This is a genomic window from Candidatus Poriferisodalis multihospitum, from assembly GCF_028283155.1.
Taxonomy (GTDB): Bacteria; Actinomycetota; Acidimicrobiia; order Acidimicrobiales; family Poriferisodalaceae; genus Poriferisodalis; species Poriferisodalis multihospitum.
In genome coordinates this window covers 1-14,171 of sequence record NZ_JAPYOK010000029.1, presented here as the reverse complement: position 1 = coordinate 14,171, position 14,171 = coordinate 1, and the positions used below count along the sequence as shown (strand labels likewise).

At 66.0% G+C, this 14,171-nt stretch carries 9 protein-coding genes; all 9 read left to right on the top strand.

Going from position 1 to position 14,171, the window contains the following annotated elements:
* The first annotated feature begins 232 nt into the window (after positions 1–232).
* Entirely contained in the window at positions 233–952 is a 720-nt protein-coding gene (gene rplJ, locus VI480_RS01670; protein WP_323671077.1) for a 50S ribosomal protein L10, read from the top strand.
* Positions 949–1,341 carry a 50S ribosomal protein L7/L12 gene (gene rplL / locus VI480_RS01665; RefSeq protein ID WP_323671076.1) on the top strand — a complete coding sequence of 131 codons (393 nt, stop codon included), beginning with the start codon at positions 949–951 and terminating at the stop codon, positions 1,339–1,341. Before rplJ ends, rplL begins: the two co-directional genes overlap by 4 nt.
* Positions 1,342–1,594: 253 nt before the next feature.
* On the top strand, positions 1,595–5,257 hold the full coding sequence (locus VI480_RS01660; protein ID WP_323671075.1) for a DNA-directed RNA polymerase subunit beta: 3,663 nt from the start codon (positions 1,595–1,597) through the stop codon (positions 5,255–5,257).
* Between the two features lie 90 nt (positions 5,258–5,347).
* Positions 5,348–9,289: a DNA-directed RNA polymerase subunit beta' gene (locus tag VI480_RS01655; RefSeq protein WP_323671074.1), complete on the top strand. Its 3,942-nt coding sequence runs from the start codon at positions 5,348–5,350 to the stop codon at positions 9,287–9,289.
* Positions 9,290–9,459: 170 nt separating this feature from the next.
* Complete coding sequence (gene rpsL, locus VI480_RS01650) at positions 9,460–9,831, top strand: 30S ribosomal protein S12 (RefSeq protein ID WP_323671073.1); 372 nt, start codon at positions 9,460–9,462, stop codon at positions 9,829–9,831.
* A gap of 1 nt (position 9,832) precedes the next feature.
* Entirely contained in the window at positions 9,833–10,303 is a 471-nt protein-coding gene (rpsG, locus tag VI480_RS01645; RefSeq protein WP_323671072.1) for a 30S ribosomal protein S7, read from the top strand.
* 67 nt (positions 10,304–10,370) lie between these two features.
* Positions 10,371–12,455, top strand: a complete 2,085-nt coding sequence (fusA, locus tag VI480_RS01640; RefSeq protein ID WP_323671071.1) for an elongation factor G — start codon at positions 10,371–10,373, stop codon at positions 12,453–12,455.
* A gap of 188 nt (positions 12,456–12,643) precedes the next feature.
* Positions 12,644–13,828, top strand: a complete 1,185-nt coding sequence (gene tuf, locus VI480_RS01635; protein ID WP_323671070.1) for an elongation factor Tu — start codon at positions 12,644–12,646, stop codon at positions 13,826–13,828.
* Between the two features lie 32 nt (positions 13,829–13,860).
* Positions 13,861–14,171 (top strand): 30S ribosomal protein S10 (gene rpsJ, locus VI480_RS01630; protein WP_323671069.1); only part of this gene is annotated, 311 nt, incomplete at its 3' end.

Here is a 14,171-nt window from a genome sequence, read left to right as displayed (position 1 = left end):
CGTAGAACTCCGGTGGCTCCGGCCTGAAATCGGCCCCGTCTGAACCATGTTCAGGGGCTCGCCCGTATCGGGTGAGCAGCACGGGTCGAGCCTGATGAGGCGGACGGTTTTCCTGTGCGCGTCTGCGTCGGGAGGCGGTTCTGTCTGGTCTGCGGACCGGTGCCCGTTCTGGGACCGGGAGCGATCCAACCGCCCGATCACCGCACACCCCGCAGCACAGGAGGTCCCCACCATGGCGACAGCAACGACGGCTGAGGGGCGCGCGCCGCGGGCCGACAAGGTGGCCGTAGTGGACGAGGTCCGCCAGCGGTTCAACGATGCCGAAGCAGTGCTGTTCACCGAGTACCGGGGCTTGGACGTGGCAGAGATGGCAGATCTGCGAGGCCGCCTCATCGATGCCGACTGCCGCTACAAGATCTACAAGAACACCCTGGTCCGTCGGGCGCTGTCGGCTGATGCGCCGGCCGGAACGCTCGACCTGCTTCTAGGTCCGACGGCGCTCGCTTTCTGCGGCAAAGATCCCTCGGCCGCCGCTCAGGCCCTGCGCACGTTCGCTGCGGAGCACGATGCGCTGATCATCAAGGGCGGCGTGCTGGCGGGCACGCTGCTCAGCGACGCTCAGGTGCGTGACTTGGCTGACCTGCCGTCGCGCGATGAGCTGATGGCGCAGATGCTCGGAGCGTTCTCCGCGCCGCTCAACGCGCTGGCCTCGATGATGAACAACCTGATCAGTGAAGTGTCGGGCCTCGTCCAAGCGCTGATCGACAAGACGCCGGACAGTCCGGCTTCCGACGAGGCGCCGGCGGCTCGAGCCGACCAAGCCGATGCCAGCGCGGCCGCGGACGATGCCGCTCCTGAGCCCGAAGGTGCCGCATCAGACGACCCCAACAGCGATCCGTCAGACCCAGCCCAAATTGATCCAGCCCAAATTGATATGGAGAACAACCAATGAGCACGTCCACCGAAGAGATCCTCGACGCCATCGGCAACATGACGGTGCTCGAGCTGGTCGAGCTGAAGAAGGCGTTCGAAGAGCGCTTCGACGTCACCGCTGCTGCCGCCGCCCCGATGATGGTGGCTGCCGCTGCTGCTGGCGGTGACACCGACGGCGAGGCCGCCGAGGAGGCTGCCGATGAGGTCACCGTCACGCTGACCGCGATCGGCGACAAGAAGGTACAGGTCATCAAGGAGGTGCGCTCGCTCACCAGCTTGGGACTCAAGGAGGCCAAGGATCTGGTGGAGGCTGCCCCGAAGCCTGTGCTCGAAGGCGTGCCGAAGGCCGACGCCGACAAGGCCAAGGAAGCCCTCGAGGCAGTCGGCGCCAGCGTCGAACTGTCCTAGACGCGCGCGCATTTCTCACCGCATGCCGCGTGTGGCGGTTGTGGCGCCCAGCGTTGCTGGATAGCGTTGCCAAGGCCGTGGCACAGGTGGCCTCCCCATTCGCGCACCCACCAGTCCCCAGCACCGAGGCCCAGCGGTGGGCTCCCTGTTTGCTGCGGACGCCTGCGACTGCGCGCGCTTCCAGCCCCCCGTCGCCTGCCGCGGGCAGTCGCCGGTGACCCATCCCGAACAACTGAACCACTAGGAGAGTCCGTTGTCGTCTCGTGTCGGCCGCGAACGCTATTCGTTCGGCAACCTCGATGAAGTCCTGGAACTCCCGGACCTCGTGTCCATCCAGAAGGATTCCTTCCAACGATTCCTCGATGTCGGGCTCGCTGAGACCTTCTCAGACATCAGCCCCATCAGCGACTTCGGCGGGCATCTCCAGCTCGTCTTCTCGTTCGACCCTTACGACGAGGATCTGCGACCGCCGCCCAAGTTCTCCGTGGAGGAGTGCAAGGAACGCGACATGACCTACTCGGCGCCGATCTTCGTGCGCGCCGAGTTCAAGAACGCTCACACCGGTGAGGTCAAGGCCCAGACGGTGTTCATGGGCGATTTCCCGATGATGACCCCCAAGGGCACGTTCATCATCAATGGCACCGAGCGGGTGGTGGTGAGCCAGCTCGTGCGCTCGCCCGGCGTCATCTTCCAGCCCGGTGAGCGCTACCGGCTGCGCAATATGTCGAAGCACCAGCTGGTGACGGCAACCATTCACCCCTACCGCGGCGAGTGGATCGAGTTCGACGTCGAGCACAAGCCGGGCAAAGATCCCACTGCCGGCAGCCGGGTGGCCCGCAAGCGCCGCCTCAGCATCTTCTCGCTGCTGCGAGCGCTCGGCTACGGCGAAGACCGCCACCCCGGCCTGCTCGAGCGGTTCGTCGAGCACTTCGACTTCCTGGAGCCCCAGTGGGACAAGGACCGAGACGTTGCGCCCAATCAGCAGGATTCGCTCCTCGAGCTGTACAAGCGGGTGCGCCCTGGTGAGGTGGCCACCCCGGATGCCGCGTCCAATTACTTCCAGAATGCGTTCTTCGACGAGCGCCGGTACTCGCTGTCCAAGGTCGGCCGCTACAAGCTGAACCGCAAGCTTGGGCCCGAGCTCGACCGCGTATCCGAGCTGTTCGGTCTGGATTTCATCGACGCCGATCATCCCGACGCGCTCGAGCACCCAGAGCTGATCCGTCCCGATCCCGATTCCACGGTGCTCACCCGCAGCGAAGTCCTCGCCACGGCGAGCTACCTGCTGCACTTGGCTAACGCCGAGCCCGGCTACCGCCTGGACGATCAGGATCACTTCGCCAACCGTCGCATTCGCTCCGTCGGCGAGCTGATCCAGAATCAGGTGCGCATCGGCCTCAGCCGCATGGAGCGGGTTGTGCGCGAGCGCATGACCACCCAGGACGTCGAGGCCATCACGCCGCAGACGCTGATCAACATCCGCCCGGTCGTCGCGGCCACCAAGGAGTTCTTCGGCACCAGCCAGCTCAGCCAGTTCATGGACCAGGTGAACCCGCTGTCGGGCCTCACCCACCGCCGCCGACTGTCCGCGCTCGGCCCTGGCGGCCTGTCGCGCGAACGGGCCGGCTTCGAGGTGCGCGACGTCCACTTCAGCCACTACGGCCGCATGTGTCCCATCGAGACGCCGGAGGGTCCGAACATCGGCCTGATCGGGGCGCTGGCCACTTTCGCCCGCGTCAACGAGTTCGGCTTCATCGAGTCTCCCTACCGGGTCATCAAGGACGGCAAGGCCACCAGCGAGGTGCGTTACCTGACCGCGGACGAGGAAGAGGAGTTCGTGGTCGCCCAGGCCAACGCGCCGCTCAACCCCGACGGATCATTCCGCAATCCCCGCGTGCTCGTGCGCAAGAGCCCCCAGGGCGCCAGCCTGGAGGATCTGCGGCTGCAGATGGAGCGCGACACCTACTTCGCCGCAACCACCGAGATCAGCTACGTGCCGGCATCGGAAGTCCAGCTCATGGATGTCTCGCCGAAGCAGATCGTGTCGGTGGCCACAGCGCTGATCCCGTTCCTCGAGCACGACGACGCCAACCGGGCACTCATGGGCGCCAACATGCAGCGTCAGGCGGTGCCGCTGCTGCGGGCCGAGGCCCCCTACATCGGCACCGGCATCGAAGGTCTCGCCATGGCCGATGCCGCCGAGATGGTGCTTGCCGAAGTCGAAGACGACATGGGCGACCGTCAGGGCATCGGCGGCGAAGTGACCGAAGTCGCCGGCGACTGCATCGTCATCGATGGAGACGACGGCAAGCGGCACGAATTCCCGCTGCTCAAGTTCCGACGTTCCAACCAGGACACCTGCATCAATCAGCGAGCGCTCGTTCGCGTCGGCGATCGCGTGGAGCCTCAGGCCGTCATCGCGGACGGACCGTCCACCGATCACGGCGAGCTGGCGCTGGGCAAGAACCTCCTGGTGGCCTACATGGCCTGGGAGGGCTACAACTACGAGGACGCCATCATCCTGTCGGAGCGTCTGGTGAAGGACGACGTGCTCACGTCGATCCACATTCACGAGTACGAGATCGACGCCCGCGACACCAAGCTGGGTCCCGAGGAGATCACCCGGGACATCCCCAACCTGGCCGACGACATCCTCGCCGACCTCGACGAGCAGGGCATCGTGCGCATCGGTGCCGAAGTCGAGCCGGGCGCGGTGCTGGTGGGCAAGGTCACTCCCAAAGGCGAGACCGAGCTCACGCCCGAGGAACGGCTGCTGCGTGCCATCTTCGGCGAGAAGGCCCGCGAGGTGCGCGACACCTCGCTCAAGGTGCCTCACGGCGAGAACGGCGTGGTCACCGACATTCGGGTGTTCAGTCGCGACGCCGACGACGAGCTGCCGCCAGGCGTGAACCAGCTCGTGCGCGTGTATGTGGCCCAGAAGCGCAAGATCAGCGTGGGCGACAAGCTCGCTGGGCGTCACGGCAACAAGGGCGTGATCTCGAAGATCCTCCCGACCGAGGACATGCCGTACCTGGCCGACGGCACACCGGTTGACATCATCCTGAGCCCGCTGGGGGTGCCGAGCCGCATGAACGTCGGCCAGGTGCTCGAAGCCCACTTGGGCTACGCAGCACGCTGGGGCTGGAAGGCCACCGACGAGGGCGGCAAGGAAGAGATGATCGGCAAGGAGCCGGTCAGCAACACTGCCCGCAAGACCCGCCCCACCACCGAGCCGTCGGTGTTCATTGCCACACCGGTGTTCGACGGGGCGCGCTGGGACGAGGAGGAGGCCGCCGGACGGCATCCCACCATCCAGCAGACGCTCGAGAACCTGCGGCCCGAATCGGTGACCGGCGAACGCCTGATGACCCGCTCGGGCAAGACGGTGCTCTTCAACGGACGCACCGGCGAGGCCTACGACGAGCCGATCATGGTCGGCTACAGCTACATCTTGAAGCTGGCACACCTTGTCGACGACAAGATCCACGCCCGCTCGACGGGGCCGTACTCGATGATCACCCAGCAGCCGCTGGGCGGCAAGGCGCAATTCGGCGGCCAGCGCTTCGGCGAGATGGAGGTGTGGGCGCTTGAGGCGTACGGCGCTGCCTACTGCCTGCAGGAGCTGCTCACCATCAAGTCCGACGACGTGCTGGGCCGGGTGCGCGTGTACGAGGCCATCGTCAAGGGCGAGAACATCCCCGAGCCCGGCATCCCTGAGAGCTTCAAGGTGCTCATCAAGGAAATGCAGGCGCTGTGCCTCAACGTCGAGGTCATGTCGACAGCCGGGCAGCAGATCGACATCCAGGGTCTCGACGAGGACGTCTTCCGTGCCGAGGAATCGCTGGGCATCGACATCAGCCGACCCGAGCGCGGCACCGACGAAGAAGACGAGCTGCGCCGCCAGCAGCGCATGTGATCAGCGCAGCGACACCGCACAGCCGATGCAGCGCAACCGAAACATCAAGAACTCGCACCACCGAAACAGACACAGGGCCGGACACAACGCATGATCGACGTCAACGACTTCTCTGACATCCGGATCGGCCTGGCAACCGCTGACGCCATCCGCACATGGTCCAACGGCGAGGTCCGCAAGCCGGAGACCATCAACTACCGCACGCTCAAGCCCGAGAAGGACGGCTTGTTCTGCGAGAAGATCTTCGGTCCCACCAAGGACTGGGAGTGCGGCTGCGGCAAGTACAAGCGCGTCCGGTTCAAGGGCATCATCTGCGAGCGCTGCGGCGTGGAAGTCACCCGTTCCAAGGTGCGCCGCGAGCGCATGGGTCACATCGAGCTGGCGGCCCCGGTCGTGCACATCTGGTACTTGCGTGGTACCCGCTCATGGCTGGCGTACTTCTTGACTGGCCTCGACCCCCGCCAGGAGCTCAAGGCCAAAGCGCTGGAACGTGTCATCTACTTCGCCGCGAACCTGGTCACCAAGGTCGACAGCGAGAAGCTGCACGCTGACCTGCCGCGGCTCGAGGCCGAGAAGGCCGAAGAGCTCGACGTCATCGACGAGGAGCTCGCGGAGCGCCGGGCGGAGCGGCTCGCCGAGCTCGAGAACGAGCTGAAGCAACTCGAGGCCGAGGACGCCAAGGAACGCGAGCTGCGGTCGGCCCAGCGCGAATCCGAGCGTGACCTCGATGCCATTGACGAAGAGGCCAACGAGGAGAAGGACCTCGTGGAGCGCGCCTTCGCGGCGCTGCGCGATCTGCACGAGCGGATGATCGTCGACGACGAGGATCTCTGGCGCGAGCTGGAGGATCGCTACGGCCAGTACTTCGAGGGCGGCATGGGCGCCGAGGCCATCGCGCAGCTCATGGCCAACATGGACTTCGACGTCGAAGAGGCCGAGCTGCGTGCCGCCATCGAGGCGTCCGACGGGCGCCGGCCACTGTCGGCCCAGCGCAAGCAGAAGGCCATCAAGCGCCTCAAGATCCTGAGCGCGTTCAACCGGCGAGACGAGCACGGGCGCCGCATCAACGACCCGCGGGCGATGATTCTCGACGCCGTGCCGTGCATCCCGCCCGATCTGCGCCCGATGGTGCAGCTCGACGGCGGGCGCTTCGCGACCTCTGACCTGAATGATCTCTACCGACGTGTCATCAACCGCAACAACCGGCTGAAGCGTCTGCTCGACCTGCGCGCACCCGAGATCATTGTCAACAACGAGAAGCGCATGCTGCAGGAAGCGGTCGATGCGCTGTTCGACAACGGCCGAAGGGGCCGTCCTGTGACAGGCCCCGGCAATCGGGCGCTGAAGTCGCTGTCGGACATGCTCAAGGGCAAGCAGGGTCGCTTCCGCCAGAACCTGCTCGGCAAGCGCGTGGACTACTCGGGCCGCTCGGTCATCGTCGCGGGGCCCACGCTGCGCCTGCACCAGTGCGGGCTGCCCAAACTGATGGCGCTCGAGCTGTTCAAGCCGTTTGTCATGAAGCGGCTGGTCGACTCGGAGATCGCGCAGAACATCAAATCGGCCAAGCGGATGGTCGAACGGCGTCGCGCCGACGTCTGGGACGTGCTCGAGGACGTCATCAAGGAGCACCCGGTGCTGCTGAACCGGGCGCCCACGCTGCACCGGTTGGGCATCCAGGCTTTCGAGCCGCTGCTGGTGGAAGGCAAGGCGATCCAGATCCATCCGCTCGTGTGCGCTGCCTTCAACGCCGACTTCGACGGCGACCAGATGGCGGTGCACCTGCCGCTGTCCTCGGAGGCGCAGGCAGAGGCACGGGTGCTGATGCTGTCGGCCAACAACCTCCTGAGCCCTGCCGACGGCCGGCCGATGACCGTGCCCAACCTGGACATGCTCATCGGCAGCTACTACCTGACCGAGGCGACCGGCCCGGACAGCGATGACAGCAGCGATGACGGCGCCGGCAAGCCGGTCTTCCGTCACCTGCACCAGATCGAGCAGGCGCTCGACCTCGGCCACCTCAAGCTGCACCAGCCCATCGAGTGGCGAATTGCGCAGCTCAGCGACGGAAACGGCAGCTACACGCCCACGACGCCAGGCCGTGCGCTGTTCAACGCTGCGCTCCCGGACGATTTCGAGTACGTGAACCGGCCCGTGCGCAAGGGCGACATGGGCCGCATCGTGCGCGCCCTGTCCGACAACTACTCCACCAGCGAGATTGCCGTCAGCCTCGACCACATCAAGGACCTCTGCTACGAGTACGCCAGCCGCTCGGGCTTGACGATCTCGGTCGACGACGTGAGCACGCCTCCCGACAAGGCCGAGATCCTTGAACGCCACGAGGGCGAGGCGGAGCGCGTCGAGACCCAGTTCCGGCGCGGCATCATCACCGACGGCGAACGGCGTCAGAAGGAAGTGGAGATCTGGACCGACGCCACCGACGAGGTGCGTCGCTCGCTTGAAGGCGAGATGTCTCGCACCACGTTCAACCCGATCGGCATGATGGTCGGCTCCGGCGCACGCGGGAACATGATGCAGGTGCGCCAGATTGCCGCCATCCGCGGGCTGGTCGCCAACCCTCGCGGCGACATCATCCCGCGCCCCATCAAGTCGTCGTACCGGGAAGGCCTGGCCACGCTGGAGTACTTCATCTCCACGCCAGGCGCCCGCAAGGGCCTGGTCGACACGGCGCTGCGCACGGCCGACTCGGGCTACCTGACCCGCCGGCTCGTCGATGTCGCCCAAGAGCTCATCATCAACAGCGAGAATCCCTTCGACCGGCCCGGTCCGGTGAACGGGCTGTGGATCGAGGACGTCGCCCCGGACGGACCGGACAAGCGCACCCATCTCGACACGAGGCTGTTCAGCCGCTGCCTCGCAGCGGAAGTGACGCTCAGTGACGGCACCGTGCTTGAGGCCGGACGGCTGATCGGCGAGGACGAGCTGATCGCGCTGCGCGACGATCCTGACGTCACGCGGGTCCGTGTGCTGTCCCCGCTCACCGACGACTCCGAATTCGGCGTGTCGGCGATGGCCTACGGCGGATCACTGGCGACCGGCAAGCTCATCGAGGTGGGCGAGGCGGTCGGCGTGATTGCTGCCCAGTCCATCGGCGAGCCGGGCACGCAGCTGACCATGAGGACGTTCCATACCGGCGGTGTCATCGGCGGCGAGAACATCGCCGGCGGTCTGCCCCGGGTGGTCGAGCTGTTCGAAGCCCGCACCCCGCGCGGCAAGGCCGTGCTGGCCCGCCGCTCAGGTGTGGTGCGCATCGGCGAGGACGACGGTCGGGGACGCCAGATCGACGTCATCGGCGATGACGGCTCCGAGGACACCTACACGGTTCCGTCCATATCGCGGCTTGCCGTGACCGACGGTCAGGACATCCGCGCCGGCGATCCGCTCGTGGACGGTCCGCGCGATCCCAAGGAGCTCATCGAGATCCGCGGCGTGCGCGAGACCCAGCAGTACCTCGTCTCCGAGGTGCAGAAGGTGTACCGCGAGCAGGGTGTGTCGATCCATGACAAGCACATCGAGCTGATCATCCGCCAGATGACCAGGCGGGTGCTCGTCGGCGAGCAGGGCGATTCGCCGTTCCTGCCCGGCGAACAGGTCGACCAGCGGAACTACCGCGAAGCCAACCGCGAGCTGGTGGCCGAGAGCCGTCGCCCCGCCGAGGGCCGCCCGATCATCATGGGCATCACGAAGGCTTCGCTCGCGACCGAGTCGTGGCTCTCGGCGGCCTCCTTCCAGGAGACGACCCGCGTGCTGACCGAGGCGGCCATCGAGTCGCGTCGCGACAGCTTGAAGGGCCTCAAGGAGAACATCATCATCGGCAAGCTGATTCCGGCTGGCACGGGTCAGGACGTGTACCGCAATATCGACACGATTGCACCCGAATACGAGCCGATGGAGTTCTGGTCGTCCGAGGATGCCCAGGACCCGGCTGCGTGGCTGGCTTCGATCGGCGGCGATCCCGATGCCGACGAGGCCGGTCTCGACGAGAGCGTCGCCTCATTCACCGACGCCAGCTGAGCGGTTGTCGTGCTGGGGCGCGCTGCCTAGCCTTCAAGGCCGGTTTCGGCGCGCTGCCGGGTGGGGCATTGCGCAGATCTGCACGACTCCTGCCCGTCGACCTGTCCGCTAGCAACCTGTCCCGCTGACAGCCCCGACTTGCAGGGGTCTCCCAACTCACTGAGGTTCTGGTGCCCACGATCCAGCAGCTGGTCCGCAAGGGCCGAAAGTCCAAGCCGACGAAGGTGCGCACGCCGGCGTTGAAGGGCTCGCCCCAGCGGCGCGGGGTCTGCACCCGCGTGTACACGCACACGCCGAAGAAGCCGAACTCGGCCCTGCGCAAGGTTGCCCGTGTGCGCCTCACCAGCGGTGTCGAGGTGACCGCTTACATCCCGGGCGAGGGCCATAACCTGCAGGAGCACAGCATCGTGCTGGTGCGCGGCGGCCGGGTCAAGGACCTGCCCGGCGTCCGTTACAAGATCATCCGCGGTGCGCTGGATGCTTCGGGTGTGAATTCCCGCCAGCAGGCACGCTCGCGCTACGGCGCCAAGCGGGAGTCCTGACGTGCCCCGCCGAGGTGCAGCGCCCCGCCGCGACATCGCTCCCGACCCCGTCTACGACTCCGCGCTGGTCACCCAGTTCATCAACAAGGTGCTGCGGCGCGGCAAGCGCTCGCTGGCCGAGAGCATCGTGTACCAAGCGATGGATCTCGTCGGCGAGCGGACAGGCGGCGAGCCGCTCGAGATTCTGAAGCGGGCGGTGGACAACACCCGGCCGCAAGTCGAAGTGAAGAGCCGTCGCGTCGGCGGTGCCACGTACCAGGTGCCCGTCGAGGTGCGCCCTCGCCGCGCCACCGCGCTGGCAATTCGCTGGATCGTGGGCTTCGCCCGCGAGCGCCGCGAGCGCACCATGTCGGAACGACTCGCGAACGAGCTGATGGATGCCTCCAACGGCACCGGCTCGGCTGCCAAGCGGCGTGAAGACACGCACCGCATGGCAGAGGCCAACAAGGCCTTCGCCCACTACCGCTGGTAGCAATCCGCTGGTGAGCGGTTCGCTGGCGATCTGATCGAGATGTCTGGTCAACTGGGGCAACGCTGAAATGGCTCGAACGCAACCTCTCGACCGCGTCCGCAACATCGGGATCATGGCCCACATCGACGCGGGCAAGACCACGGTGACGGAGCGGATCCTCTACTACACCGGTGTCAATTACAAGATCGGCGAGGTCCACGACGGCGCCGCCACGATGGATTGGATGGAGCAGGAGCAGGAGCGGGGCATCACCATTACCTCCGCCGCCACCACCTGCCACTGGAACGATCACGTCATCAACATCATCGACACGCCGGGCCACGTCGACTTCACCGTCGAGGTGGAGCGTTCGCTGCGGGTGCTCGACGGCGCCGTGGCAGTGTTCGACGGCGTCGCGGGCGTCGAGCCGCAGACCGAGACCGTCTGGCGTCAAGCCGACAGGTACGGCGTGCCGCGGATGTGCTTCATCAACAAGCTCGACCGCACGGGTGCCTCGTTTTTCGGCTCGTTGGCCAGCATCGAGGACCGGCTCACCCCCAACACGGCTGTCCTGCAGCTGCCGATCGGCCTCGAGGCCGACTTCGAAGGCGTGGTGGACCTCGTCGAGATGAACGCTGTGGTGTGGAAAGGCGACGACCTCGGCGCCACCTACGACATTGTCGACATTCCTGCTGATCTGGCCGATCAGGCGTCCGAGTACCGCAGCAAGCTGCTCGAACGGCTCGCCGATGTCGATGAGGACATCATGCTGGCCTACCTTGAAGGCGAAGAGGTCGATGCCGACACGATCCGGCGGGCGATCCGGCAGGGCACGGTCGACGGCCAGATCGTGCCGGTGCTTACCGGCAGCGCGTTCAAGAACAAGGGCGTGCAGCCGCTGCTCGACGCCGTCACGATGTACCTGCCCGCGCCGGTAGACATCCCGGCAATTGCGGGCCGCTCGACGAATGGCAAGGACGATCTGGAGCGCAAGCCGAGCGACGAAGAGCCGTTCTCGGCGCTGGCGTTCAAGATCATGACCGACCCTCACGTCGGCAAGCTCACCTATTTTCGGGTGTACAGCGGCAAGTTCGAGCGCGGCGGCCAGGTGCTCAACACCACCACGGGCAATCGCGAGCGCATCGGGCGCATCCTGCAGATGCACGCCAACAACCGCGAAGACCGGGACGACATCGGCACCGGCGACATCGTCGCGGGCATCGGTCTGAAGAACACTCGCACGGGCGACACGCTGTGCGATTCGTCGAAGCCGATCGTGCTCGAGCAGCTCGACTTCCCCGACCCGGTCGTGCACGTCGCTGTCGAGCCCAAGTCCAAGGGCGACCAGGACAAGCTGGGCAAGGCGCTCACGGCGCTCAGCGAGGAAGATCCCACGTTCCAGGTCAAGACCGACGACGAGACCGGCCAGACCGTGATCTCAGGCATGGGCGAGCTGCACCTCGAGGTGCTGGTCGACCGGATGCTGCGGGAGTTCAAGGTGGACGCCTCCATCGGCAAGCCGCAGGTTGCCTACCGCGAGACGATCACGGCGCCGGTCGACAAGTTCGAGTACCGCCACATCAAGCAGACAGGCGGCTCGGGTCAGTACGCAGTGGTGGTCATCAACCTGCGCCCGTCTGAGCCCGGCGAGGGATACGTCTTCGAGGACAGCATCCGCGGCGGCGTGATCCCGCGCGAGTACATCTCGTCGGTCGATGCTGGTTTGCAGTCGTCACTGGAGAACGGCCCGCTGGCCGGCTTCCCGCTGGTGGACGTGGCCGTCGACCTGATCGACGGCAACCATCACGACGTGGACTCTTCGGAGATGGCTTTCAAGATCGCCGGCACCATGGCCATGCGCGATGCAGCGAGGCTGGCACGGCCGGTCCTGCTGGAGCCGGTCATGTCGGTGGAGGTCGTCACGCCCGAGCACTACATGGGCGACGTCATCGGTGACCTCAACTCACGGCGCGGCCGGGTCGGGCAGATGGAATTGCGCGGCGTGAACCAGGTGATCGACGCCAAGGTGCCGCTGTCGGAGATGTTCGGCTACGCCAACGACCTCCGGTCCCGCACTCAAGGCCGCGCGACCTACAGCATGCAATTCGACAACTACGAGCAGGTGCCGCGCACCATCGCCGAGGAGATCATCAAACGCATCCGCGGCGAATGACCCGAGCCGTTGCTGGCGGGCCGCAGTCGGCTTCCGTTTGCGGTCATGCGGCCCTTTCCATTGGAACTGGGCCACGGCATCCCTAGCCTCACACCGTTCAAGACCTTGAAGAAACCAAAGAGAACTACGCATCCCTGCACCTCACTCACCCCCGATAGGCGAGCAGAACCCCGAAAGGCGGGTACGACATGGCAAAAGAGCGTTTCGAGCGGACCAAGCCTCACGTCAACGTGGGCACGATGGGCCACATCGACCACGGCAAGACGACACTGACGGCAGCCATCACGCGCGTGCTGTCCGAACAGGTCGGCGGCCAGGCGACGGCTTTCGACGAGATCGACAAGGCGCCCGAGGAGCGTGAGCGCGGCATCACGATCTCCATCGCGCACGTCGAGTACGAGACGGCCAACCGGCACTACGCGCACGTCGACATGCCCGGTCACGCCGACTACATCAAGAACATGATCACCGGCGCCGCCCAGGTGGACGGCGCCATCCTCGTGGTGTCCGCGGCTGACGGCCCGATGCCCCAGACCCGTGAGCACGTGCTGCTCGCCCGCCAGGTCGGCGTGCCCTACATCGTGGTGGCCCTCAACAAGGTCGACATGGTCGACGACGAGGAGCTGCTCGAGCTCGTCGAGCTCGAGGTACGCGAGCTGCTCAGCGAGTACGAGTTCCCCGGCGACGACGTCCCGGTGGTTCGCGTCTCCGCGCTGAACGCGCTGGAAGGCGATGCGGCTGCCGCCGAGCAGGTCGTCGAGCTGATGAACGCAGTCGACACCTACGTGCCCGAGCCCGAGCGCGACACCGAGCGCCCGTTCCTGATGCCGATCGAGGATGTCTTCTCGATCACCGGCCGCGGCACCGTGGTGACCGGCAAGATCGAGCAGGGCATCATCAACTCCGGTGACGAGGTCGAGATCGTGGGCATCCGCGACACGCAGACCACCACGGTGACCGGCGTCGAGATGTTCCGCAAGATCCTCGACCAGGGCCAGGCGGGCGACAACGTCGGCCTGCTGCTGCGTGGCACCGGCAAGGACGAGGTGGAGCGCGGCCAGGTCTGCACCCGCAAGGGCGCGATCACCCCGCACACCAAGTTCGAGGCGCAGGTCTACGTGCTCACCAAGGACGAGGGCGGGCGGCACAAGCCGTTCTTCTCGAACTACCGCCCGCAGTTCTATTTCCGCACCACCGACATCACCGGTGTGGTCGAGCTGCCGTCGGGCACCGAGATGTGCATGCCGGGCGACAACACCGAGATGACCGTCGAGCTGATCAACCCGATCGCGATGGACGAGGGCTTGCGCTTCGCCATCCGTGAGGGCGGGCGCACTGTGGGCGCCGGCCGGGTCACCAAGATCGTCCAGTAACCCGGGTTTCCGGCGAACAGTCAGGCACTCAGATGGCAGCACCTCGGATCCGGATGCGGCTCAAGGCCTACGACCACGAGATCGTGGACCAGTCGGCGCAGAAGATCACCGAGACGGTGCTGCGTACCAACGCCAAGGTGCGGGGCCCGGTGCCGCTGCCGACCGAGAAGCATCGCTACACGGTTGTGCGGTCCCCCCATAAAGACAAGGACTCGCGCGAGCACTTCGAGATGCGCATCCACAAGCGCCTGATCGACGTGATCGATCCCACCGACAAGACGGTCGACTCGCTCCAGCGTCTCGACCTGCCTGCCGGCGTCGAGATCGAGCTCAAAGTCCAGCC

What these genes read in the sequence shown, in the direction of transcription:
- rplJ (WP_323671077.1), top strand. Translation starts at nt 233, where the DNA reads ATGGCGACAGCAACGACGGCTGAGGGGCGCGCGCCGCGGGCCGACAAG.
- rplL (WP_323671076.1), top strand. Translation starts at nt 949, where the DNA reads ATGAGCACGTCCACCGAAGAGATCCTCGACGCCATCGGCAACATGACG.
- VI480_RS01655 (WP_323671074.1), top strand. Translation starts at nt 5,348, where the DNA reads ATGATCGACGTCAACGACTTCTCTGACATCCGGATCGGCCTGGCAACC.
- fusA (WP_323671071.1), top strand. Translation starts at nt 10,371, where the DNA reads ATGGCTCGAACGCAACCTCTCGACCGCGTCCGCAACATCGGGATCATG.
- tuf (WP_323671070.1), top strand. Translation starts at nt 12,644, where the DNA reads ATGGCAAAAGAGCGTTTCGAGCGGACCAAGCCTCACGTCAACGTGGGC.